Genomic DNA, 20,308 nt, shown 5'->3' with positions numbered 1-20,308 from the left:
CAGGGGGGAACGCACGATGAGCCAAGGCAACGAGAGCGGGCGACCACGTCCTGCGCTGGGTCGATCAACGCCACTGCTGGCGGTGCTGCTGCTGTTGTTGGCCGGTTGGTTCGGCTGGAGCGCGGTAGATCAATGGATGCAGTCCGGTACCAGTGCCGGGCTTGAGCAATCCCGTGATCGTGCCGTTGCTGGTGTGCAACAGGCATTGACCGTGCAGACCGCGCAGTTCGGCAAGCAGCTGGCGCTGGAGCCGGTGAAAATCGCGCTGGCCAGCGGCGATGCAGCAGCCGCTGCCTTGGCGGTACGTGACAAGTGGACCGGTGTGGAGGACGCGCAGGTTCTCGACGCCAGTCTGGCTGAGGCTTATGCCGAGCCAGCGGCGTTCGGTTACTCGCGGTTGGCACTGCTGGAACAGGCCATGGCCACCGGCCAGCCGGTGGCGCTGGTGGTCCGCGATGGCGGCAGCCCGCGCTTGGGCCTGGCTGCACCGGTGCTGCTGCAGGGCAAGCCGGCGGTGGTCTACATCCGCCAGCCGCTGACCCGGCTGACCTCCGTGTTTGATGGCATTGATTCGCCGAGCAGCGCCTTCCTGGGGCTGCGCCAAGGCGGTTTCACCATCGTCCAGAAGGGCGCAAGCAACCTGGGTAACAGCGCTGATGCGTTGGCGCGCCCAGTCGGTGACACCGGCCTGCGCGTTGTGGCCGAGCTGCCGGATGCCAGCACCGGTGCGATGGGCCTGGGGGTGATTGCCAGCGCCATCGTGGCGCTGTTGCTGTTGGCCACTGCTTTGTTGCTGCTGCTGGGGCGCAAGCGTTTGGCGAATCTGCCGGTCCTGCGCAAGAACACCGTACAGGCTGACGATGGCGGCTTGACCTTGCAGGAAGCGCTGCAGCAGGACCCGCAGCCGCTGCCGGCTTCGGCCAATGCACGCGCGGACGATGCGCCGCAGGCGCGGGTCGAATCCGGGGCTGAAGCGGTATTGCCGGTCATTTTCCGTGCCTACGACATCCGCGGCGTGCTTGGCACCGAGTTGAATGCCAGTGTCGCCATCCTGATCGGTCAGGCCATTGGTAGCGAAATGCAGGCGCAGGGCCTGCGCGATGTGGTGGTGGGTCGTGACGGTCGTCTGTCCGGGCCGGAGCTGGCCGATGCCTTGATCACCGGCCTGCGTCGCGCTGGTTGCGATGTGATCGATATCGGCATGGCCCCGACCCCGGTGGTGTATTTCGCCAGCTACCACCTGCGTGCGGGCAGCTGCGTTGCAGTCACTGGCAGCCACAACCCGCCGGACTACAACGGCTTCAAGATCGTCATCGGTGGCGAAACGCTGTCCGGCGACGCCATCACTGATCTGCACAAGCGCATCCAGGAAGGCCGCCTGCAGCATGCTGACAACGAAGGCAGCCTGCAGCAGCGCGAGGTCATCGATGACTACGTGCAACGCATTGCCGACGACGTGCAGCTGGACCGCCCACTCAAGATCGTCGCCGACGCCGGCAATGGCGTGGCCGGCGCGGTGGCACCGCAGTTGCTGGAAGCCATTGGTGCCGAAGTGATTCCGCTGTACTGCGAGGTGGATGGCAGCTTCCCCAACCACCACCCGGACCCCAGCGACCCGCACAACCTCGAAGACCTGGTGCAGATGGTCAAGCGCTTCGACGCAGACCTGGGCGTGGCCTTTGACGGTGATGGTGACCGTCTTGGTGTGGTCACCAAGGACGGCAAGATCATCTTCGCCGACCGCCTGCTGATGCTGTTCGCCGCCGATGTGCTGGCCCGCAACCCTGGCGCGATGGTCATTTACGACGTGAAGTGCACGGGCAAGTTGTCGGATTACATTCTGCGCAATGGTGGCAGTCCGATGATGTGGAAGACCGGGCATTCACTGGTCAAGGCCAAGATGCGCGAGACCGATGCCGAGCTGGCCGGCGAAATGAGCGGCCATTTCTTCTTCAAGGAACGCTGGTACGGCTTTGATGATGGCCTGTACGCGGCGGCGCGCCTGCTGGAGATTCTGGCGCAGCGTGATGAAGAACCGTCCGAGGTGCTGAACGAGTTGCCGGATGCGATCTCCACGCCGGAGTTGAAGGTGGCAGTGGAAGAGGGTACCCAGCATGCGCAGGTTGCCTTGATCGTGGCTGCAGCGCAGGTGGAGGACTCGCCGTTCGCCGGCGCGCGCATCTCGACGATTGACGGTCTGCGTGCCGACTTCAGCGATGGCTGGGGTCTGGTGCGTGCCTCCAACACCACACCGGTGCTTGTGCTGCGCTTCGAGGCCAATGATGAAGTGGCGCTGGAGCGGATCAAGGGCGTGTTCCGCGAGCAGTTGCTGCAGGTGTTGCCGGTGGGGACTGAGCTGGGGTTCTGATCGAATATTGTTTGGCGAAAAGCCGTCCGCGTGTTGCGCGGGCGGCTTTTTGCTTTCGCGGGCTTTTGTTCTCGCGTGTCGCTTTCCTGCATGGCGGTTTGCCGGGTGCTTGGGATTGCTGCAAAGAGCACCCCTCCCCAACCCTCCCCTTGGCTACGCCAAAGGGAGGGGGTGTAGTGCGCGCAGCCTGTCAGATCGAAGCGCAGCCGCCTGTCTCCCTCCCCTTGGCGTAGCCAAGGGGAGGGCCAGGGAGGGGTTGCCGTTGCTTCTGCTTGCGCTTGCCTGTGGGAGCGGGGGGGGGGGGGGGGGGCGGGGGGGCGCGGGCCGGCCGGGGCGCGGGGGCGCAGGCGGGGAGCGGGGGGGGGTGGGGGGGGGGGGGGGGGGGCGGGGCGGGGGGGGGGGGGGGGGGGGGGGGGGGGGGGGGGGGGGGGGGGGGGGGGGGGGGGGGGGGGGGCGGGGGGGGGGGGCGGGGCGGGGGCGCCGGGGGGGGGCGGGCGGGGGGTGAGGGGGGGGGGGGCCCCCCCCCGCTCCCACAGCCACCACAACGATCACGCCCCACCAAACCGCAAACCAACCCCGGGCTCGGTAAACAGATAGCGCGACTCCAGCGCCGAATCGCCCAGCTTATGCCGCAATCGCCCCACCAGGATGCGCAGGTAATGCGTGTCGTGCCGGTGCGTTGGTCCCCAGATTTCCTGCAGGATCTGCGGCTGGGTCACTACCCGTCCGGCATTGCGCAGCAACAACGCCAGCAACGCGTACTCCTTGCGGGTCAATGCAATCGCTTCGCCATCCACGCGCACATCGCGGCGTGACAGGTCGATATGCAGGCGGCCGTCATCGAACACCGGCACCTGACCCTCGCTGTCGGTGCTGCGGCTGCGCAGCAGCGCACGCACCCGCGCCATCAACTCCTGGGTGCCGAACGGCTTGGTCACGTAGTCGTTGGCGCCGTTGTCCAGGGCGCGCACCTTCTCGGCTTCGCCGGCACGCACGCTGAGCATGATCACCGGCACCTGGCTCCATTGCCGCAGCTCAGCCAGCACGTCGTGGCCTTCCATATCGGGCAGACCGATATCCAGCACCACCAGATCGGCGCCATCCTCGGCCAGCCGCTGCAGGCCCTCGGCGCCGTTGGCGGCTTGGCTCACCGCATAACCCTGCGCGCGCAGTGAGATATCCAGAAAACGCCGGATCTGTACTTCGTCATCGACCACCAGCACGCGCGGTGGCGGAATGGCCGGCGTTTCAGCCGTCATCGCGCGGGCTCTCGGGGTGGGGCTGGAGCAGGGGCAGGGTCATGCGTATCAGCGTACCGCGTCCGTCGCGTCCCGGCAGCGCTTCGACGCTGCCGCCATGCGCGCCGATCATGCCCTGGCAGATGGTCAGGCCAAGGCCGGTGCCCTGGCGGCCGCGATCACCGCGTTCCACGCTGTAGAACATGTCGAAGATGCGCGAGCGCTCGGTATCGGGAATGCCGGGGCCGGCGTCGATCACCTCGATGCGCAGTTCGTTGGCCTGCTGGCGAGCGCGGACTTCCACCGGTACGCCGGGTGGCGAGAACTTGGCGGCGTTCTCCATCACATTGAATACCGCCTGCTCGACCAGCGCCGGGTGCACCCAGATCGGTGCCATGTCCGCCGGAATATCCAGCTGCAGGCGCACATCCGGCTGGTAGCGCTGCAGGCGCCGTGCGGCCGAGCCGATCAGCTCGTCCACGCCGATCCAGTCACGGTTGAGCTTGAGCCCGTCGTGGCCGAGCCGGGTCATGTCGAGCAGGTTCTGGATGTAGCGGTCTAGACGTTCGCCCTCGACGACGATGGTGTCGAGCAGGGCGCGACGGTCGCTGGCATCCATCGCATCGGCGTAGTTGGACAGACTGTCGGCCGAGCCGATCATCGCCGCCAGCGGTGAGCGCAGGTCGTGCGAGACCGAGGACAACAGGGCCGAGCGCAGACGCTCGGTTTCGTTGTGCAGATGTGCGGTTTCCAGATCTGCCACCAGCCGCGTGCGCAATGCCGCCTGGGCGATGTCATCGGCCATCGCTTCCACCAGCTGGCGCTGCTCCGGGGCCAGCCGTGGATGCTGATGGTCAAAGCGCAGGCCGGCCACACCGATCGCGTGTGCCTCGCCGTCGAGCAAAGGAAGGAACCACCAGCCGGCACCAGCCAGCGTATCGGTGAAGCGGCCGGCCGGCTGTCCATGCCGCAGCGCCCAATCTGCCGCCGCCAGATCGGTGTCACCCGGTGCAGCGGTGCCACTGGTGCTGATGTCCTCGCCCAGTCGCACCCAGGCCGGTGCATCCAGCGCCTGTTCCAGTGCCACGCGGCCGGCATGCGCGACCTGCGCGTTATCTGTGGCACCAACCAGTTGCCGGCCCAGCGTCTGCCGCACATTGGCATGGCGATTGGCCGCGCGCAGCGCCACCACCTGCATGCGCAGACGCGATGCCAAGCGGCCGGCAACCAAGGCGGCGGCGAGGAACAGGAAGACAGTGATCACGCCTTGCCGCGCGCTGATCGCAAAGGTAAAGCGCGGTGCGATGAAGAAGAAGTTGTAGGCGAGGAAGCACAGCGTCGCCGCCAGCACTGCCGCACTCATGCGGGTGCGCGCGGCAACCAACACTACCGCGACGATGAATACCATCGCCAGATCGCTCAGGCCTATCCAGTGCTCGCCCAGCCATGCGGCCAGGCAGGCACCAGCGGTGGCCAGCACCGCCGTCATCGCATCTTTGCCCCAGCTGTCCGGGGCCAGCGACAGGCCAAAACGGCGCGCGTTGGCACGTGCCTGCGGGGTGCTGATGATGGTTATTTCGTAGTGCGCGCCGCGCTGGATCAGCTGCTGGGTCAGGGTCTGGTTGAACAGCCGTGCCAGCGGTCGCTCGCGGGTGCGGCCCAGCACCAGCGACGACACCGCGTTGTGCGCGGCGTAGTCGAGCAGTGCATCGGCAATGCCTGGCCCGTGCAGCAGTTCGGCATCACCGCCCAGCCGCCGTGCCAGTGCGAATGCATCATCGATTTCGCGACGGGTGGCCTCGTCGTGGCGGCGATGCTGCACGGTCACCACCGTCCATGGCGCATCGCGGCGCTCGGCGATGCGCCGCGCCACCCGCACCAGGTATTCGCTCTGGCCGCCGCCATCAATGGCGACCACCACTCGCCGCCGCAGCGGCAGATTGCCTTCGCCGCGTGCGGCGCGGGTCTCGCGCAGGCTGCTGTCGACACGGTCGGCGGCTTCCTGCATTGCCAGTTCCCGCAAGGCGGTGAGGTTGGCCGGCGAGAAGAACGCCTGCAGTGCCTGCGCTGCCTGCTCGGGCACGTAGACCTTGCCTTGCTGCAGGCGTTCGATCAGCTCGCGCGGTGGCAGATCGACCAGCACGATGTCGTGCAGGCGGTCGAACACCACGTCGGGCACGGTCTCGCTGACGCGCACGCCGGTGATACGCATCACCACATCGTTGAGGCTTTCCAGATGCTGGATGTTGATCGCGGTCCACACGTCGATACCGGCATCGAGCAGCTCCATCACATCCTGCCAGCGACGTTCGTGACGACTACCGGGAGCGTTGCGATGGGCCAGCTCATCGACCAGCACCAGTACCGGCTTGCGGGCCAGCACCGCATCCAGGTCCATCTCCTGCAGCTGATGGCCGTGGTACTCCAGCGCGCACATTGCGATGCGTGGCAGGCCGTCGAGCAGGGCGGCGGTATCGCTGCGGCCGTGGGTTTCAACCACGGCCGCAACCACATCCACACCGCGCCGCAGTTGCTCCTGGGCGCGGGTGAGCATGCTGAAGGTCTTGCCCACGCCCGGTGCGGCGCCGAGGAACACGGTCAGCTTGCCGCCGGCGTCGCGTTGCAGGGCGTCGGCCAAGGCATCGGCCTGGCGGCTACGGGAGTCGTTCATGGCGGCGATTGTGCGCTGTTGTCGGTGCGGCCGACATCACCGCGCATGCGCGGCCTGATCCAGCGCCCGGTTGAGGGCAATCACGTTGATGCGTGGCTGGCCGAACACACCCCATTGGCGGTCCTGCAGCTGTGCATCAACCAGCGCCTGCACCTGTGCCAGCGGCAAACCACGTGCAGCAGCCACGCGCGCCACCTGCACCTGTACGGCAGCAGGTGACAGCTCCGGGTCCAAGCCGCTGGCCGACTGCGTGACCAGATCGCCCGGCACCTTGGCCGGATCGATCTTTTCACGCGCTGCGGTGGCAGCAGTGGCGTCGCTGACGCGCTTGACCAGGTCCGGATTGCTGCGCGCCATATTGCTGCCGGCTGCGGCCATCGGATCGTAGTTGGCGGCCGAAGGACGCGTCTGGAAATAGTCGTCCGCAGCGAACGGCTGCGCCAGATACAGCGATCCACGCACCTGGCCGTCGGCATCGCGGATCAGGCTGCCGTCAGCCTGCGCCGGAAACAGCGAGCCGGAGATGCCGGTCGCCAGCACCGCATAGACCAGGCCGGTGCCGAGCAGGCCGAACAGTGACAGACCAATGGCCGGCCGCCACAGCGGGTTGCCGGAACGACGGGAGGAAGTGTTGGAGGTGTTCATGCGCCAAATACCAGAGCAAGCAGAAGATCGATGGCCTTGATGGCCGCAAATGGCAGCAGCACGCCGCCCAAGCCGTACACCAGCATGTTCCGCCGCAGCAGCGCGGTGGCGGTGGCTGGCCGGAAGCGCACACCACGCAGGGCAAGCGGGATCAGGGCAGGGATCACCAGCGCGTTGAAGATCAGCGCAGCCAGCACCGCATTGCGCGGGCTCGACAGCTGCATCACGTTCAAGGCTGCCATCGACGGGATGCTGGCGGCGAACAGCGCCGGCAGGATCGCGAAGTACTTGGAGACGTCATTGGCCAGCGAGAAGGTGGTCAGCGCGCCGCGGGTGAGCAGTTGCTGCTTGCCCACTTCCACCACCGCCAGCAGCTTGGCTGGGTCCGAATCCAGATCGACCATGTTGCCGGCTTCCTTGGCCGCCTGGGTACCGGAGTTCATCGCCAAGCCAATATCGGCCTGGGCAAGCGCTGGTGCATCGTTGGTGCCGTCACCGACCATTGCCACCAGCCGGCCGCCGGCCTGCTCGGCACGGATGCGCGCCAGCTTGTCTTCCGGTCGTGCCTGCGCGATGTAGTCATCGACACCGGCCTCGGCGGCGATGGCGGCGGCGGTGAGCGGGTTGTCGCCAGTGATCATCACCGTACGGATGCCCATTGCCCGCAGCTGGGCGAACTTCTCGCGCATGCCGTGCTTGACCACGTCGGCCAGTTCCACCACACCGAGCACATGCCGGCCTTCGCTGACCACCAGCGGCGTGGCACCGCGGCGGGCAACCTGGTCCACCCGCGCCTGCAGCTCGTTCGGCACCGTGCCGCCGAGCGCCAGTACATGCGCGGTGATGGCATCGCCAGCGCCCTTGCGGATGCTGCGGCCGTTGTCCAGGTCGACGCCGGACATGCGGGTTTGTGCGGTGAAGGACAGGTACTCCGCTTTCTCCGGTTCGGCGGTGGTGCAGGCCTGCTCGCGGGCCAGGCGCACGATGGATTTACCTTCCGGGGTCGGGTCGGCGAGTGAGGACAGCAGTGATGCTTCACGTAGCTGCGCGGCGTCGATGCCGGCCAGCGGATGGAAGTGAGTGGCCTGACGGTCGCCGTAAGTGATGGTGCCGGTCTTGTCCAGCAGCAGCACGTCGACGTCACCCGCCACTTCTACAGCCTTGCCGGATTTGGCCAGCACATTGGCCGACAGCGCACGGTTCATGCCTGCGATGCCGATGGCCGGCAGCAGGCCGCCGATGGTGGTCGGGATCAGACACACCAGCAGCGCGATCAGCAGCAGCGGATCAACCGTGACGCCGACAAAGCCTGCAATCGCCGGCAGCGTCGCCACCACCACCAGGAAGGTCAGCGACATTGCCGCCAGCAACAGGGTCAGCGCGATTTCGTTCGGCGTCTTCTGCCGGTTCGCACCTTCCACCAGCGCGATCATGCGGTCCAGGAAGCTATGACCCGGCTCGGCACTGACCCGCACCACGATCTCGTCGGACAGCACCTTGGTGCCGCCGATCACGCCGGAACGGTCGGTGTCGGCCTCGCGCAGTACCGGTGCCGATTCGCCGGTAACCGCCGCTTCATTGATGGTGGCCAGGCCACGCACGATCTCGCCATCGGCCGGCACGAACTCGCCGGCACTGACGATCACATACTCGCCCGGGCGCAGCTCGGCAGCCGGCACACGGCTTTCGGCAGCACCCTGCAACGGCGTGGCGACTCGCCGTGCGACCAGGTCCTGACGGGCACGTCGCAGCGACGCGGCCTGGCCACGACCACGTGTTTCGGCCACGGCTTCGGCGAAATTGCCGAACAACACCGTCACCAGCAGGATCGCAGTGACGGCCAGACCAAAGCCCAACGGCGCGCTGCCGCTGAGGGTGACGATCAGCGCCAGCACGGTGCCGACCATCACCACCGCCATCACCGGGTTGTGCAGCAGGTGCAACGGCGACAGCTTGCGTACCGAGTCGAGCAGTGCGCGGCGCAGGCCGGCCGCATCGAGCAGGGCGGGGCGGCGCGATGCCGCAGGAGAAGCAGAACGGTTCATGGGGGCGTTCACGGTGAGGCGGCTCCCTGCAGGGCCAGCAGGCTCAGGTGTTCGGCCACCGGGCCAAGCACCAGCGCTGGCAGGAACTGCAGCACGGTAAGGACGATGACCACGCAGACAAGCGTCAATGCGAAGGTCGGGGTTTCAATCTGCAGGCTGCCGGCGCTTTGCGGTACCTGCTTCTTGGCGGCCAACTGGGTGGCGATGATCAGCGGGATGATCAGGATCGGGAACCGACCCAGTGCCAACACCAGCGCGCAACTCAGGTTCCACCAGACGGTGTTGTCAGCCAGTCCTTCAAAGCCGGAGCCGTTGTTGGCATAGGCTGAAGTGAACTCGTAGAACACCTGGCTGATGCCATGGAAACCAGGATTGGAGGTGCCTGCCAGGCCGGGGATGGCCAGGGTCAGCGCGGTCAATCCGAGCAGAGTGATCGGTTGCAGCAGCACCAGCACCGCGAGCAGGCGTACCTGCGGCGTTTCCAGTTTGCGACCCAGCAGTTCGGGCGTGCGCCCGGTCATCAGACCGGCCAGGAACACCGCCATCATCAGATAGACCAGGAACTGCTGGATACCGCAGCCAATGCCGCCCCAGATCGCACTGATCAACATGTTGACGATGGGCATCATGCCGCCGAGCGGGCTCAGCGAATCATGCATGCCGTTGACCGAGCCGTTCTGCACCTGGGTGGTGATGGACGACCACAGCGCGGTGCCATCGGCACCGAATCGGGCTTCCTTGCCCTCCATCAGCAACGCACTGGCGGCGCTGGCGCTGTGACCTTCCAGCCACAGGCTGGCGCTGGTGGACAGCACCGACATGGTCAGCATGCAGCCGAACACCAGGGCGCCAAAGCGACGCCGTCCGGTAAAGGCACCGAGCATGCAGATGATGGCCATCGGGATCAGCAGGATGCCGACCATTTCCAGTGCATTCGACACGGGCGTAGGGTTTTCCAGCGGGAAACTGCTGTTCGGGCCATACCAGCCGCCGCCATTGGCGCCGAGCTGCTTAGCCGCGACCATCGCCGCGACCGGGCCGAGCGGGATCTTCTGCGTTTCCATGCCGGCACTGGCATCGATCGGCGTGGCCTGCGGGCCAGCGGCCAGCGTGGAAGGTACGCCCTGCCAGTTCAGCAGCAGTGTCCACACCAGGCACAGCGGCAGCAGGAAGCGCAGGCACAGGCGCACCACGTCGGCGTAGTAGTTACCTACGGTGACGCGCACCGGAGCGTTGCTGTTGTCGCCGGTCGCCGGTTTCATGAACAAGGCGCGCAGCGTTGCCACCGCAAGTGCCAGGCCCATCATCGGGGTGATCACCTGCAGGCCGGTGATGCCGGTCATCTGCGAGAAGTAGGACAGCTGCGCCTGACCGCTGTAGTGCTGCTGGTTGGTGTTGGTCAGGAACGACACCATGGTGTGGAACGCGGTGTCCCAGCGCATGTTGGGGATGTTGTCCGGGTTCAACGGCAACCAGGCCTGGGTCATGAACACCGCCTGGGTCAGCACCGCCAACACCAGGTTGCTGAGCAGGAACGCGACCACGTAGCCGCGCCAGGACATGGAGTGCTTGGGATCAACGCCAAGCACGCGGTACAGCGGTTTTTCGATCCAATGGAAGAGGGCGTCGATACGCATCGGCGTACCGCGCATCAAGCGCGCCAGGTACAGGCCGAGCGGCCAGGCCAGCGCCAGGCTGGCCAGAATGATGAGGATGGGTTCAATCACGACGGCGCTCCTCAGAACGACTCAGGTCGTAGGACCGCGTACAACAGGTAGGCAGCGGCGATCAGCACCACTACGCCGCACAACAGAGCAAGCCAGCCGGGCATGGAAACCTCGAATTACGATCAGGACGCGGCCGGGACTGCCGGAAAACGCGTCAGTGGACGGGTAGGGCGGCAGGCAGGCGCGAACGACAAGTCTGATCACCCCGATCAGGCCGCTATCGTCCGCCTGGTGGGCGTAAACGATCGACGCTGATGGGGCGGGGCTGGCGTAAAAGGCGCGTAAAAAGAGGGGTTTTGGGCGATGCGGGTGGGATTGCTGTGGGAGTAGAGCCGGAGCAGTAGCGAAAGCGAAAGCCACAAGCCACAAGCCAGAAGCCAGAAGCCAGAAGCCAGAAGCCAGAAGCCAGAAGCCAGAAGCCCCCTCATCCGCCCCTTCTGGGCACCTTCTCCCGTGAACGGGAGAAGGGACAGCCCTGGCCTGCGGCTGGCTCTGCTGCAGTTCGCGGGCTTTCAGCCGCCCGTGGACTTTCAGCAACTCGCGGACTTTCACACGCAGGGAGCCAATCCCTCCCTTCTCCCGCTTGCGCGAGAAGGTGCCCTGGAGGGCGGATGAGGGGAGGCTTTTCCCTTCTCCCGCCTGCGGGAGAAGGTGCCCGGAGGGCGGATGAGGGGAAGCTTTTGACTGGAAGCTTCTAAAAAAAGCGGCCCCAAGGCCGCTTTCATTCGCAATCCGACAATTTATCGATAGAGCTCCTGCCGAGCATGGCTCGGCACTACCGTCTAGCGCGTACGCCGCTCAGCCTTTGGCTGGCTCTGCACTGGCAGCAGGGGCGGCCGCAGCTGAAGCCGGCGCAGCAATCCCCTTTAGTTCACGGTACCGCGCCAAACTCTCGGCAATTTCAACTTCCAGCGCCTGTCGCTGCTGCTCGAAGGCAGTCTGCAGACGCAGCTGCGCCAGCAGTTCGTTGTGCCGCTGGCGGATCTCGCCGGCCTGCTTGTCAGGTACCTTCTGCCCGGCCAGCTCCCTGTTACCGGCTGTGGCGAGCTGGGAGGCCAAGGCACCACGCAGGCTGGTCACGTTGAAGATGGCGGTCTTGACGTTGTTGTCGACAATCGCCGTGCGTTCACTGAATACACGGCGCAGATCATCTTCAGTGGCGTACGTGGACAGCATCGCCTGCTCGGTACGCTTGCGCGTGTCCGCCGCCGCTGCGTCCACTTCCTGTTGTGCTTTGGCCAAGGCCGCGTCAGCACGTTCTTCGGCGGTGAGCGCGCGCTGCACATCGGCACCACGGATGCCGCTGCGTGCGTTGAACTCCTCGCGCGCCTTGTTCACCGCTTCCGGTGGCAAGGTGTCCGAACAGATGCGCTCGCCGCCCTCATCCCAGCAGTACAGCTTCTTGCCAGCATCGGACGGCTTGTTCTGGGCCAGCGCCGGCATTGCCAGCGCTGCCAGCATCAGCAATAACGTTGCAGTGGTTTTGGACGGATTCGGCACCATGGCAGCCCCCTGCTATCAGCCTGTCGGATTGCTCCCGTAGCGGCCACGGTAGGCCAGCAACGGTTCGCGATAGCCAACAAGTTCCGGGTTCCCGGACGCGAATGCAAGCAGGTCGGCCAGATTGGCCACGGCAATCACCGGAATGCCGGTTTCGGCAGACACGGCCTGCGCGGCTGAACGGCGGTCTTCTTCCGAAGCGATTTCCTGACGGTCCAGCGCCACCACGATACCGGCCGGGATGCCCTTGGCTTCGCGGATGATGGCCAGGGCCTCGCGGATGGCGGTGCCGGCGGTGATCACGTCGTCGACGATCAGGATGCGCTTGCCGGCCATGTCGGCGCCGATCAGAGTGCCGCCTTCGCCGTGGTCCTTGGTTTCCTTGCGGTTGAAGGTCAATGGCAGGTTGCGGCCGCGGTGCGAGAACTCGCAGGCAATCGCGGTGGCCAGCGGGATGCCCTTGTACGCCGGGCCGAACAGCTGGTCGAAGGCAATACCGGCGTCGTCGATGGCGTCGGCGTAGCAGTTGCCCAACTGGGCCAGCGCCAGGCCAGTGTCAAAACGGCCTGCATTGAAGAAATACGGGCTTACCCGGCCAGACTTCAGGGTGAACTGGCCAAAACGCAGCGCGTCGGCGTTCAACGCCAGCTGCAGGAAACGGGAACGGTGGTCACTCATGTAAATACGCTGTCTTATCGTCTATTGAGGTTCCTAGGGTAAAGCATGGCCCTTGCAATTGCTGCGCTGCGGCTCCGGGCCCGGCTTGGCCGTTCGGCCGAGCCGCTGTCAGAAGACAGCGCAGGCCCGGTTTGTCGGCCGCCCGGGTCCGGGCGGTATGCTGTACCGGTCTTGAGCTTTCCCAATAGCGGTCCTTCATGCGCATCATAAGTTTCAACGCCAACGGCATCCGTTCGGCCACCACCAAGGGCTTCAACGAGTGGTTCCTGGCCCAGCAGGCCGACGTGCTCTGCATCCAGGAAACCAAGGCGCAGGAGTCGCAGCTGACCGACGCGCTGTTCCGCCCGGATGGCCATCACTGCTTCTACCGCGATGCCATCACCAAGAAGGGCTATAGCGGTGTAGGCATCTGGAGCCGACGCGAGCCGGACGAGGTGCGTACCGCACTGGGCTGGGCACCGTTCGACGACGAGGGCCGCTACATCGAGGCACGCTTCGGCAACCTCAGCGTGGTCTCGTTCTATATCCCCTCCGGTTCCTCGGGCGATCTACGCCAGGGCTTCAAGTACGAGGTGATGGAATGGCTGAAGCCGATCCTCGACGAATGGCTGGCCAGCGGCCGTGACTACGTCCTGTGCGGCGACTGGAACATCGTGCGCAGCGCGCTGGACATCAAGAACTGGAAATCCAACCAGAAGAACTCCGGCTGCCTGCCGCAGGAGCGCGACTGGATGAACGGCTTCTGCGCCGACCAGGCCGAGTTGACCGATACCGCCAACGGCCGCGGCTGGGTCGATGCCTACCGCGCGCTGCATCCGCAAGGCCAGGATTACACCTGGTGGAGCAACCGCGGCGCGGCCCGTGCCAACGACGTCGGTTGGCGCATCGACTACCAGTTCGTCACCCCGGGCCTGCGTGAGCGCCTGCGCGGCAGCTCGATCTATACCGGCCAGCGCTTCTCCGATCACGCGCCGTTTACCGTGGACTACGACCTGTGAGTGAAGCGGTAGTGGAAGCCCCGCCGGCCGGGCTGCAACGCCTGCGCCGGTTGTTCGTGATCCTGCTGCTCGGTTTTGCCTCCGGCCTGCCACTGGCGCTGACCGGTGGCGCGATGCAGGCCTGGCTGACGGTGGACGGGTTGGACCTGGTCACGCTTGGCTTCCTGTCGCTGATCGGCATCCCCTACACCTTCAAGTTCCTGTGGGCACCACTGATCGACCGCTTCGATCTGCCGCTGCTCGGCCGCAGGCGCGGCTGGATCGTGCTGATGCTGTTCGCGCTGGGCGCGGCATTGACCTTGATGAGCACGCTGTCGCCATCACGCAACCTGGCGCTGTTCGCGTCTGTGGCGGTGCTTGTGGCCTGCTTGTCGGCCACGCTGGATGTGGTGATTGACGCCTATCGCACCGACCTGCTGGCGCCGGCCGAGCGCGGCCTGGGTGGTTCGCTGACCGTGCTGGGTTACCGGCTGGCGATGGTCCTGTCTGGCGGCATCACCCTGATCTGGGCCGAGCAATGGCAGAGCTGGCCGCAGGTCTATCGGGTCATGGCAGGCCTGTCGGTAGCGGTCGGCGTATTGGCACTGCTGTTGATGCCGCAGCTGCCGGAGCGCTTCAAGGCACCGGTTTCCAAGGCTGGCGGCGAGCTGCGTGGTTTTCTGGCACTGGTCGCGGGCGTGGCGCTGGGTGCATGGCTGGCGCATCAGGCGCTGGTGCTGATCGGATTGGATCCGCACAGTGCGGATCGTTGGGTGCGGCTGGTGTTCGTCGTCACCCAGATCGCGGCGGCAATGGTATTGGGGCTGGGCGTCACCCGTTGGGTGCGGTTCGAGACGCTCAATGCATCGCTGCGCAGCTATTTCGGCATGCGCGGCGCGGGTGCGTTCCTGGCACTGGTGGTGCTGTACAAGGTCGGCGATGCGTTCGCGCTGAGCCTGTCCACCCCCTTCCTGCTCAAGGGCATGGGCTTCAGCCAGGCTGAAGTGGGCTTGGCCAACAAGACCATCGGCTTGCTGATGACGATTGTGGGCGCCATCGTCGGTGGCTTCTTTCTGCTGCGTCTGCGCCTGTCGACGGCGGTGATCGGTTTTGGCGTGCTGCAACTGGTGTCCAACCTCGGCTTCTACCTGTTGGCGCGGGAAGGGGCAGGGGCCTGGGGCACGGTTGAAGTGCCGGCGTTCAACCTGCTGATCGTCCATCTGGACCATCCCACGCCGATGGATGGCCTGCTGCTGTTCGCCTTGAGCCTGGACAATTTTGCCGGGGGCATGGGCACGGCCGCATTTGTTGCGTTGCTTAGTGGTCTCTGCGGAACACGTTTCTCCGCCACCCATTACGCCTTGCTATCGGCATTTGCGACCTTGGGCCGGGTGTTTGTCGGGCCTTTTGCCGGTGTATTGGCCGACGCCTATGGCTGGCAGATATTCTTCCTGGTGTCGGTGGTGGTGGGCCTGCCAGGCCTGCTGATGGCGTGGTGGCTGCGACGCGAGGTCGACGCCACCACCCAGCTGTCGCGCGCTGGTTGATGCACCGCGCCGATTGAATCCTCCGGCGGTGTCGTTGATGATGCCGCTGGGGGGCTCCGCCGACAGTAGTGTGGTGCACATGGCTGACGTGACTCTGCGTGATATCGATCCGCTGCTGATGGAGCGCATCCGCCGCCTGTCGGTGGCGCGCGGCTGGACCCGCGAGCAAACCTGTCTGGCCCTGCTCGAGCAAGGCCTGTTCACCAGCGAGCACCATGTACGTGGCGGATTCGAGGATCCCGAAGTAGACGTCCTGTCCGAGGCCATCAAAGCCCTGCAGGCACTACCCACCGGCAGCGACATCTAAGCACCTGTAGAGCCGAGCCTACCGTCTATCCGCAGCGCCTTACGCCAAATGAATCGCGCCCAGAATCCTCGGCCCGCGCGCGCCGCTGACGCTGGGCAGGTTGCCCGGCCGCCCAGCCAGCGTTTCCTGCGCCAGCCACGCAAAGCCCATCGCTTCCATGTAATCCGGGTCCAATCCGTGCTCGGCACTGGAACCAATCAGCACACCCGGTAGCCGCGCCTGCAGCCTCAACAACAGCTGCGGATTACGCACACCACCACCGCAGACCAGCACCCGCCGCGCACCCGGCAGCTGTGCCAGCAGCGCATCGGCCACCGTGGCTGCGGTCAGCTCCAACAACGTTGCCTGCACATCCGCAGGTGCCAACGCATTCATGCCCAGCTGCGCCTCCACCCATTCCAGGTGGAACTGCTCGCGACCGGTGCTCTTCGGCGGCGGCAACGCAAACCATGGCTCAGCCAGCAATCGCGCCAACAAGCCTTCATCCACCCGGCCACTGGCAGCAAACGCGCCATCGGCATCAAACGCATGACCAAGATGGCGCTGGCACCAGCCATCCAGCAAGGCATTGGCCGGGCCGGTATCGAAACCGCGGATGCTGCCATCGCGCGCAATCAGGCTCAGGTTGGCGATGCCGCCGAGGTTGAGCACCGCGCGGTCTTCGTCGGCGCTGCCCAGCATTGCCAGATGGAAGGCCGGCATCAGCGGCGCGCCGTGCCCGCCAGCAGCCACATCGCGGCGGCGGAAATCGGCAACGGTGGTGATGCCGGTCAGCTCGGCAATACGGTTGGCATCGCCGAGCTGCCAGGTGAAAGCCGGAGTGCTCAGTGGCCGATGACGAATGGTCTGCCCATGCGAACCGATCGCCTGCACCTGCGCGCGCTGCACCCCGGCTTCTTCCAGCAGCTGGTTGGCAGCGCTGGCGAAGGCAATTCCGACCGTGGCATCCAGCTGGCCCAGTGCATCCATCGACGCGGGCTCACCGCCTTGGCCCAGCGCGATCAAGGCATCGCGGGTCGCGCCCTCCCAGGCATGGGTGTAACCGTGCACGAAGTGGCATCCGCCGCTCGGCGGAAACTGCACCAGCGCCGCATCGATGCCGTCGGCACTGGTGCCGGACATCAGGCCAAGAAACAACGGCAGCTGCGGATCAACAGAAGTCATGGCGGTCGCTGAAAAGAAACGGGCAGGGAAGCTTCAAGCTCCCTGCCCGTATCGTCAACGGTGGTGCGCTGGCTCAGCCGCGCTTGCCACCGGCTGCCGGTGCGGCTGCGGCAGTCTGCGTGGCTGCCGGCTTCTTGCTGTCGCCAGCATCGGCGTAGATCAGCTCTTCCATGCCCTGGATGCGCGCCATCGCCGGTGCGGTCTGCGCGCGGAACGCAGCCAGATCGGCGCCCTGCAGCGGCTGCGGTGGCGGCATCGTCACCGACAGCGGGTTGCGGTGCACGCCATTGACGCGGAATTCGTAGTGCAGATGCGGCCCGGTCGACATGCCGGTGGAACCCACGTAGCCGATCACCTGGCCCTGGTTCACGCGCTGGCCCGCACGGTAGGGGCCCAGCCGCGACATATGCCCGTACAGCGTGGTGTGACCGCTGCCGTGGTCGAGGATAACCACATTGCCGTAACCGCGCTGGGTGCCGGCGAACTGCACGCGGGCGTCGCCGGCGGCCATGATCGGGGTGCCGGTGCGCGCGGCGTAGTCCACGCCCTTGTGGGTGCGCATGGTGCCGAGAATGGGATGGCGGCGGGTGCCGAAGTTCGAGCTCAGGCGGGCGAACTGGATCGGCGAACGGATGAAGCTCTTCTTCAGCGAACGGCCGTTGAGGTCGAAGTATTCCGACTTGCCGGCGCGATCGAAGCGGAAGCCGGTATAGGTCTTGCCGCCGGTCTGGAAGGTCGCCGCCAGGATCTTGCTGGTGTCGATGCGCTCGCCTTCGCGCCAGGTTTCGTCCAGCACCACGCTGAAGCGGTCGCCGGGCTGCAGGTCCTTGGAGAAGTCGATGTCGTACTTGAAGATTTCATCGGTCATCGTGGCGATGGCCGACGGCGACAAGCCAGCCTTGCGGGCGGCGTTGTACAGCGAACTGGTGATCTCACCGCTGGCCACCACGGTGCGGGTGCTGGTTGCACGCTCGCTGACCTTTTCGCGGATCTGGTCGCCCTGCAGGGTCAGCTCCACGCGGTGATTGGCATCGCGGTCGAAGCGGATCGTGCGCAGCGCGCCATTGACCGGCAGATCGAAGGCGATTTCGGCGCCGGGGCGCAGCTTGGTAAGCACCTCGCGGGTGCCGGGATGATCGAGCACCTTTTGCATCGTGCTGGCCGGCACGCCAGCAGCGGCGAACAGGTCACTCAGGGTCTGGCCGCGTTCCACCCGCTGGATCTGCCAGCTGTCGCCCGGGGTTTCGCCGCGGCGCGCAAGAGACAGCGGCGGCAAGGGCAGGGCAAGCGTGGAATGCGCGGCCGGCAGATTGCTGTCGATCGAATTAGAAAAGCCGGGAACAATCGTCGCCGCCAACGCACCGATGGTGACGAACAGGCTGGCGTGGATCCAATGCCGCCGGTTCCAGCGTTCGTTGAACGCGGCGGGCAGATGTTCCTTCAACTTCCGATGCAGGGCGTTGTCGTGCAGGACATGCAGTCTTTCCTGGAAGCGCTGTTTGCGCGCGGAGCCATGATCGGGTTGGGACATCGGTCGGTTCTCTGGTCGACCCGGATCGCGGGCCCAAACGCAGGTAACATAGACACCTATCAATACCGCGTCAAACCATTGAGCCGCATGGCTTTTCAATCGGTTAACGTGGTTAACTTGTACTTAACACCATTCATGTTTTTGACTGCGAAGTCGGGAGTTTTAGCGTGTCCTCGATTGATGAAGCCCTTGCCCTGATCGGTCGCGGAGCCGACGAGATCCTCAAAGTGGAAGACCTGCGCCAGCGTCTGGAAAGCGGCCACCCACTGCGTGTGAAGGCCGGCTTCGACCCCACCGCACCGGACCTGCACCTGGGCCACACCGTATTGCTGAACAAGCTGCGCCAGTTCCAGGACCTCGGCCACCAGGTCATTTTCCTGATCGGCGACTTCACCGGCATGATCGGCGACCCGTCCGGCAAGAGCCTGACCCGCAAGCCGCTCAGCAAGGAAGACGTGCTGGCCAATGCGCGCACCTATGAAGAGCAGGTATTCAAGGTGCTGGACCGCGAGAAGACCGAAGTCCGCTTCAATTCCGAGTGGTTCGGCAAGATGAGCGCGGCTGACATGATCCGCCTGGCCGGCCAGCACACCGTTGCTCGCATGCTCGAGCGCGACGATTTCGCCAAGCGCTACGCCGCCCAGCAGTCCATCGCCATCCACGAGTTCCTCTACCCGCTGGTGCAGGGCTACGACTCGGTGGCCCTGGAGGCGGACGTTGAGCTCGGTGGCACCGACCAGAAGTTCAACCTGCTGATGGGCCGTGGCCTGCAGGAGCACCACGGCCAGAAGGCACAGATCGTACTAACCATGCCGCTGCTGGAAGGCCTGGACGGCGTCAACAAGATGTCCAAGTCGCTGAACAACTACATTGGCATCAGCGAGCCAGCCATCGACATGGTCACCAAGACCATGAAGGTGGACGACACCTTGATGTGGCGCTGGATCGACCTGCTCAGCTTCGACATCTCCATTGACGAGGCCAAGCAGCTGCGCGCCGACGTCGAGGCCGGCACCATCAACCCGCGCGAGATCAAGTTGCGCCTGGCGCGCGAGCTGACCACACGTTTCCACGATGCCGCCGCCGCCGAGCAGGCTATTGCCGGTTGGAATGCTGCGGTAACCGGGCAGGGCGACATCACCCAGCTGCCGCTGCAGGAAGTCGCCATTCCGGCCGAAGGCCTGCGTATCGGCGCGCTGCTGACCGCTGCCGGCCTGACCCCGAGCAACTCCGAAGCCTCACGCAAGCTCAAGGAGCGTGCGGTAAAGGTGGACGGCGAGGTAGTCGAAGATGCCCAGACCGTACTGCAGCCCGGCTTCGAAGGTCTGCTGCAGGTAGGCAAGCGCACCTTCGCCCGCGTCCTGTTGGTGGCAAGCACCTAAGTGCTCAAAGCCCAAGCTGGCCAAAGCCCCTCTCCCGCTTGCGGGAGAGGGGTTGGGGTGAGGGCAGAGCGGAGCGGTGTTGTTTCCGCAGCACCGTAAGCTCAATCAGCGCATCTATACGGCTTTGGCTCCGCACACTAATAAGGTGCAAGCAAAGCACCCCCAGCTTCTCCAGCGGGCCAATGAACGAAAGTTGGAAAAAACCTCCAACACCCCCTTCACAAACCCCGCAAAGAAGCACATACTTCACCTCCCCCGACGCAGGGGCCTCGCAAGAGGCGCAAGCGGAAGGAAAGCTTGAAGTCAGCGCCTCGAAATGAGGTGTTGACGAAGCAAAAAAGCCACCATATAATGGGCGGCTCGCTACGACGGAAACGTCGCAGCCTACGAAGAAGGCGCTGAGGCCTGATTCGAAGTTCTTTGAAAGTATGCGCAGGTATCTTGTGAGGACGCCTGCAGGAATGGATGACTGTCCATCTTGCAGACGTTTAATCAAGCAATGATTCAATTGTTTTAATGCAAGCGAAA

At 65.1% G+C, this 20,308-nt stretch carries 16 protein-coding genes; 5 read left to right on the top strand and 11 right to left on the bottom strand.

What is annotated here, in order from left to right; genetic code table 11:
* The first annotated feature begins 16 nt into the window (after positions 1 to 16).
* Positions 17 to 2,368 carry a phosphomannomutase/phosphoglucomutase gene (locus tag ACVOK8_RS12120; protein ID WP_481567021.1) on the top strand — a complete coding sequence of 784 codons (2,352 nt, stop codon included), beginning with the start codon at positions 17 to 19 and terminating at the stop codon, positions 2,366 to 2,368.
* Positions 2,369 to 2,916: 548 nt separating this feature from the next.
* Here ACVOK8_RS12120 and ACVOK8_RS12115 read toward each other — a convergent pair.
* The 8 genes from ACVOK8_RS12115 to pyrE form a co-directional block, all read right to left on the bottom strand.
* Positions 2,917 to 3,627 (bottom strand): response regulator transcription factor, encoded by a 711-nt coding sequence (locus tag ACVOK8_RS12115; RefSeq protein ID WP_481546038.1) that lies wholly within the window; start codon positions 3,625 to 3,627, stop codon positions 2,917 to 2,919.
* Positions 3,617 to 6,277 carry an ATP-binding protein gene (locus tag ACVOK8_RS12110; protein WP_481567020.1) on the bottom strand — a complete coding sequence of 887 codons (2,661 nt, stop codon included), beginning with the start codon at positions 6,275 to 6,277 and terminating at the stop codon, positions 3,617 to 3,619. Before ACVOK8_RS12110 ends, ACVOK8_RS12115 begins: the two co-directional genes overlap by 11 nt.
* A 36-nt stretch (positions 6,278 to 6,313) precedes the next feature.
* On the bottom strand, positions 6,314 to 6,922 hold the full coding sequence (gene kdpC / locus ACVOK8_RS12105; protein ID WP_481567019.1) for a potassium-transporting ATPase subunit KdpC: 609 nt from the start codon (positions 6,920 to 6,922) through the stop codon (positions 6,314 to 6,316).
* Positions 6,919 to 8,967 carry a potassium-transporting ATPase subunit KdpB gene (kdpB, locus tag ACVOK8_RS12100; RefSeq protein WP_481567018.1) on the bottom strand — a complete coding sequence of 683 codons (2,049 nt, stop codon included), beginning with the start codon at positions 8,965 to 8,967 and terminating at the stop codon, positions 6,919 to 6,921. Before kdpB ends, kdpC begins: the two co-directional genes overlap by 4 nt.
* Positions 8,968 to 8,975: 8 nt before the next feature.
* Complete coding sequence (gene kdpA, locus ACVOK8_RS12095; RefSeq protein ID WP_481567017.1) at positions 8,976 to 10,694, bottom strand: potassium-transporting ATPase subunit KdpA; 1,719 nt, start codon at positions 10,692 to 10,694, stop codon at positions 8,976 to 8,978.
* A gap of 11 nt (positions 10,695 to 10,705) precedes the next feature.
* Positions 10,706 to 10,798 (bottom strand): potassium-transporting ATPase subunit F, encoded by a 93-nt coding sequence (locus tag ACVOK8_RS12090; RefSeq protein ID WP_054660392.1) that lies wholly within the window; start codon positions 10,796 to 10,798, stop codon positions 10,706 to 10,708.
* A 694-nt stretch (positions 10,799 to 11,492) separates the two neighbouring features.
* Complete coding sequence (locus ACVOK8_RS12085) at positions 11,493 to 12,143, bottom strand: hypothetical protein (RefSeq protein WP_481567037.1); 651 nt, start codon at positions 12,141 to 12,143, stop codon at positions 11,493 to 11,495.
* 69 nt (positions 12,144 to 12,212) lie between these two features.
* Positions 12,213 to 12,872: an orotate phosphoribosyltransferase gene (gene pyrE, locus ACVOK8_RS12080; protein ID WP_481567016.1), complete on the bottom strand. Its 660-nt coding sequence runs from the start codon at positions 12,870 to 12,872 to the stop codon at positions 12,213 to 12,215.
* A 197-nt stretch (positions 12,873 to 13,069) separates the two neighbouring features.
* On the opposite strand from pyrE, the gene ACVOK8_RS12075 reads away from it, so the two are divergent.
* The 3 genes from ACVOK8_RS12075 to ACVOK8_RS12065 all read left to right on the top strand — a co-directional run bounded on the left by ACVOK8_RS12075 (position 13,070) and on the right by ACVOK8_RS12065 (position 15,703).
* Positions 13,070 to 13,870: an exodeoxyribonuclease III gene (locus tag ACVOK8_RS12075; protein WP_481567015.1), complete on the top strand. Its 801-nt coding sequence runs from the start codon at positions 13,070 to 13,072 to the stop codon at positions 13,868 to 13,870.
* Positions 13,867 to 15,396, top strand: coding sequence for an AmpG family muropeptide MFS transporter (locus tag ACVOK8_RS12070; RefSeq protein WP_481567014.1), 1,530 nt, complete (start codon positions 13,867 to 13,869; stop codon positions 15,394 to 15,396). The genes ACVOK8_RS12075 and ACVOK8_RS12070 overlap by 4 nt, the downstream gene beginning before the upstream one ends.
* 79 nt (positions 15,397 to 15,475) lie before the next feature.
* Positions 15,476 to 15,703 (top strand): hypothetical protein, encoded by a 228-nt coding sequence (locus tag ACVOK8_RS12065; RefSeq protein ID WP_481555387.1) that lies wholly within the window; start codon positions 15,476 to 15,478, stop codon positions 15,701 to 15,703.
* Positions 15,704 to 15,742: 39 nt separating this feature from the next.
* On the opposite strand, the gene ACVOK8_RS12060 is transcribed toward ACVOK8_RS12065, so the two are convergent.
* Positions 15,743 to 16,867, bottom strand: a complete 1,125-nt coding sequence (locus ACVOK8_RS12060; protein ID WP_481567013.1) for an anhydro-N-acetylmuramic acid kinase — start codon at positions 16,865 to 16,867, stop codon at positions 15,743 to 15,745.
* A gap of 73 nt (positions 16,868 to 16,940) precedes the next feature.
* Positions 16,941 to 18,398 (bottom strand): peptidoglycan DD-metalloendopeptidase family protein, encoded by a 1,458-nt coding sequence (locus tag ACVOK8_RS12055; RefSeq protein WP_481567012.1) that lies wholly within the window; start codon positions 18,396 to 18,398, stop codon positions 16,941 to 16,943.
* Between the two features lie 167 nt (positions 18,399 to 18,565).
* Between ACVOK8_RS12055 and tyrS the strand changes: the two genes are divergently transcribed.
* Positions 18,566 to 19,780, top strand: coding sequence for a tyrosine--tRNA ligase (gene tyrS, locus ACVOK8_RS12050; RefSeq protein ID WP_481567011.1), 1,215 nt, complete (start codon positions 18,566 to 18,568; stop codon positions 19,778 to 19,780).
* A 4-nt stretch (positions 19,781 to 19,784) separates the two neighbouring features.
* On the opposite strand, the gene ACVOK8_RS12045 is transcribed toward tyrS, so the two are convergent.
* On the bottom strand, positions 19,785 to 20,308 hold a 524-nt coding region (locus tag ACVOK8_RS12045; RefSeq protein ID WP_481567010.1), incomplete at its 5' end, for a hypothetical protein.

This window comes from Stenotrophomonas sp. STEN083, assembly GCF_056759195.1.
The sequence above is the reverse complement of the archived record's forward strand: the minus strand, read 5'-3'. Positions and strand labels throughout refer to the sequence as shown.

What these genes read in the sequence shown, in the direction of transcription:
- ACVOK8_RS12120 (WP_481567021.1), top strand. Translation starts at nt 17, where the DNA reads ATGAGCCAAGGCAACGAGAGCGGGCGACCACGTCCTGCGCTGGGTCGA.
- ACVOK8_RS12115 (WP_481546038.1), bottom strand. Translation starts at nt 3,627, where the DNA reads ATGACGGCTGAAACGCCGGCCATTCCGCCACCGCGCGTGCTGGTGGTC.
- ACVOK8_RS12110 (WP_481567020.1), bottom strand. Translation starts at nt 6,277, where the DNA reads ATGAACGACTCCCGTAGCCGCCAGGCCGATGCCTTGGCCGACGCCCTG.
- kdpC (WP_481567019.1), bottom strand. Translation starts at nt 6,922, where the DNA reads ATGAACACCTCCAACACTTCCTCCCGTCGTTCCGGCAACCCGCTGTGG.
- kdpB (WP_481567018.1), bottom strand. Translation starts at nt 8,967, where the DNA reads ATGAACCGTTCTGCTTCTCCTGCGGCATCGCGCCGCCCCGCCCTGCTC.
- ACVOK8_RS12090 (WP_054660392.1), bottom strand. Translation starts at nt 10,798, where the DNA reads ATGCCCGGCTGGCTTGCTCTGTTGTGCGGCGTAGTGGTGCTGATCGCC.
- pyrE (WP_481567016.1), bottom strand. Translation starts at nt 12,872, where the DNA reads ATGAGTGACCACCGTTCCCGTTTCCTGCAGCTGGCGTTGAACGCCGAC.
- ACVOK8_RS12075 (WP_481567015.1), top strand. Translation starts at nt 13,070, where the DNA reads ATGCGCATCATAAGTTTCAACGCCAACGGCATCCGTTCGGCCACCACC.
- ACVOK8_RS12065 (WP_481555387.1), top strand. Translation starts at nt 15,476, where the DNA reads ATGGCTGACGTGACTCTGCGTGATATCGATCCGCTGCTGATGGAGCGC.
- ACVOK8_RS12060 (WP_481567013.1), bottom strand. Translation starts at nt 16,867, where the DNA reads ATGACTTCTGTTGATCCGCAGCTGCCGTTGTTTCTTGGCCTGATGTCC.
- ACVOK8_RS12055 (WP_481567012.1), bottom strand. Translation starts at nt 18,398, where the DNA reads ATGTCCCAACCCGATCATGGCTCCGCGCGCAAACAGCGCTTCCAGGAA.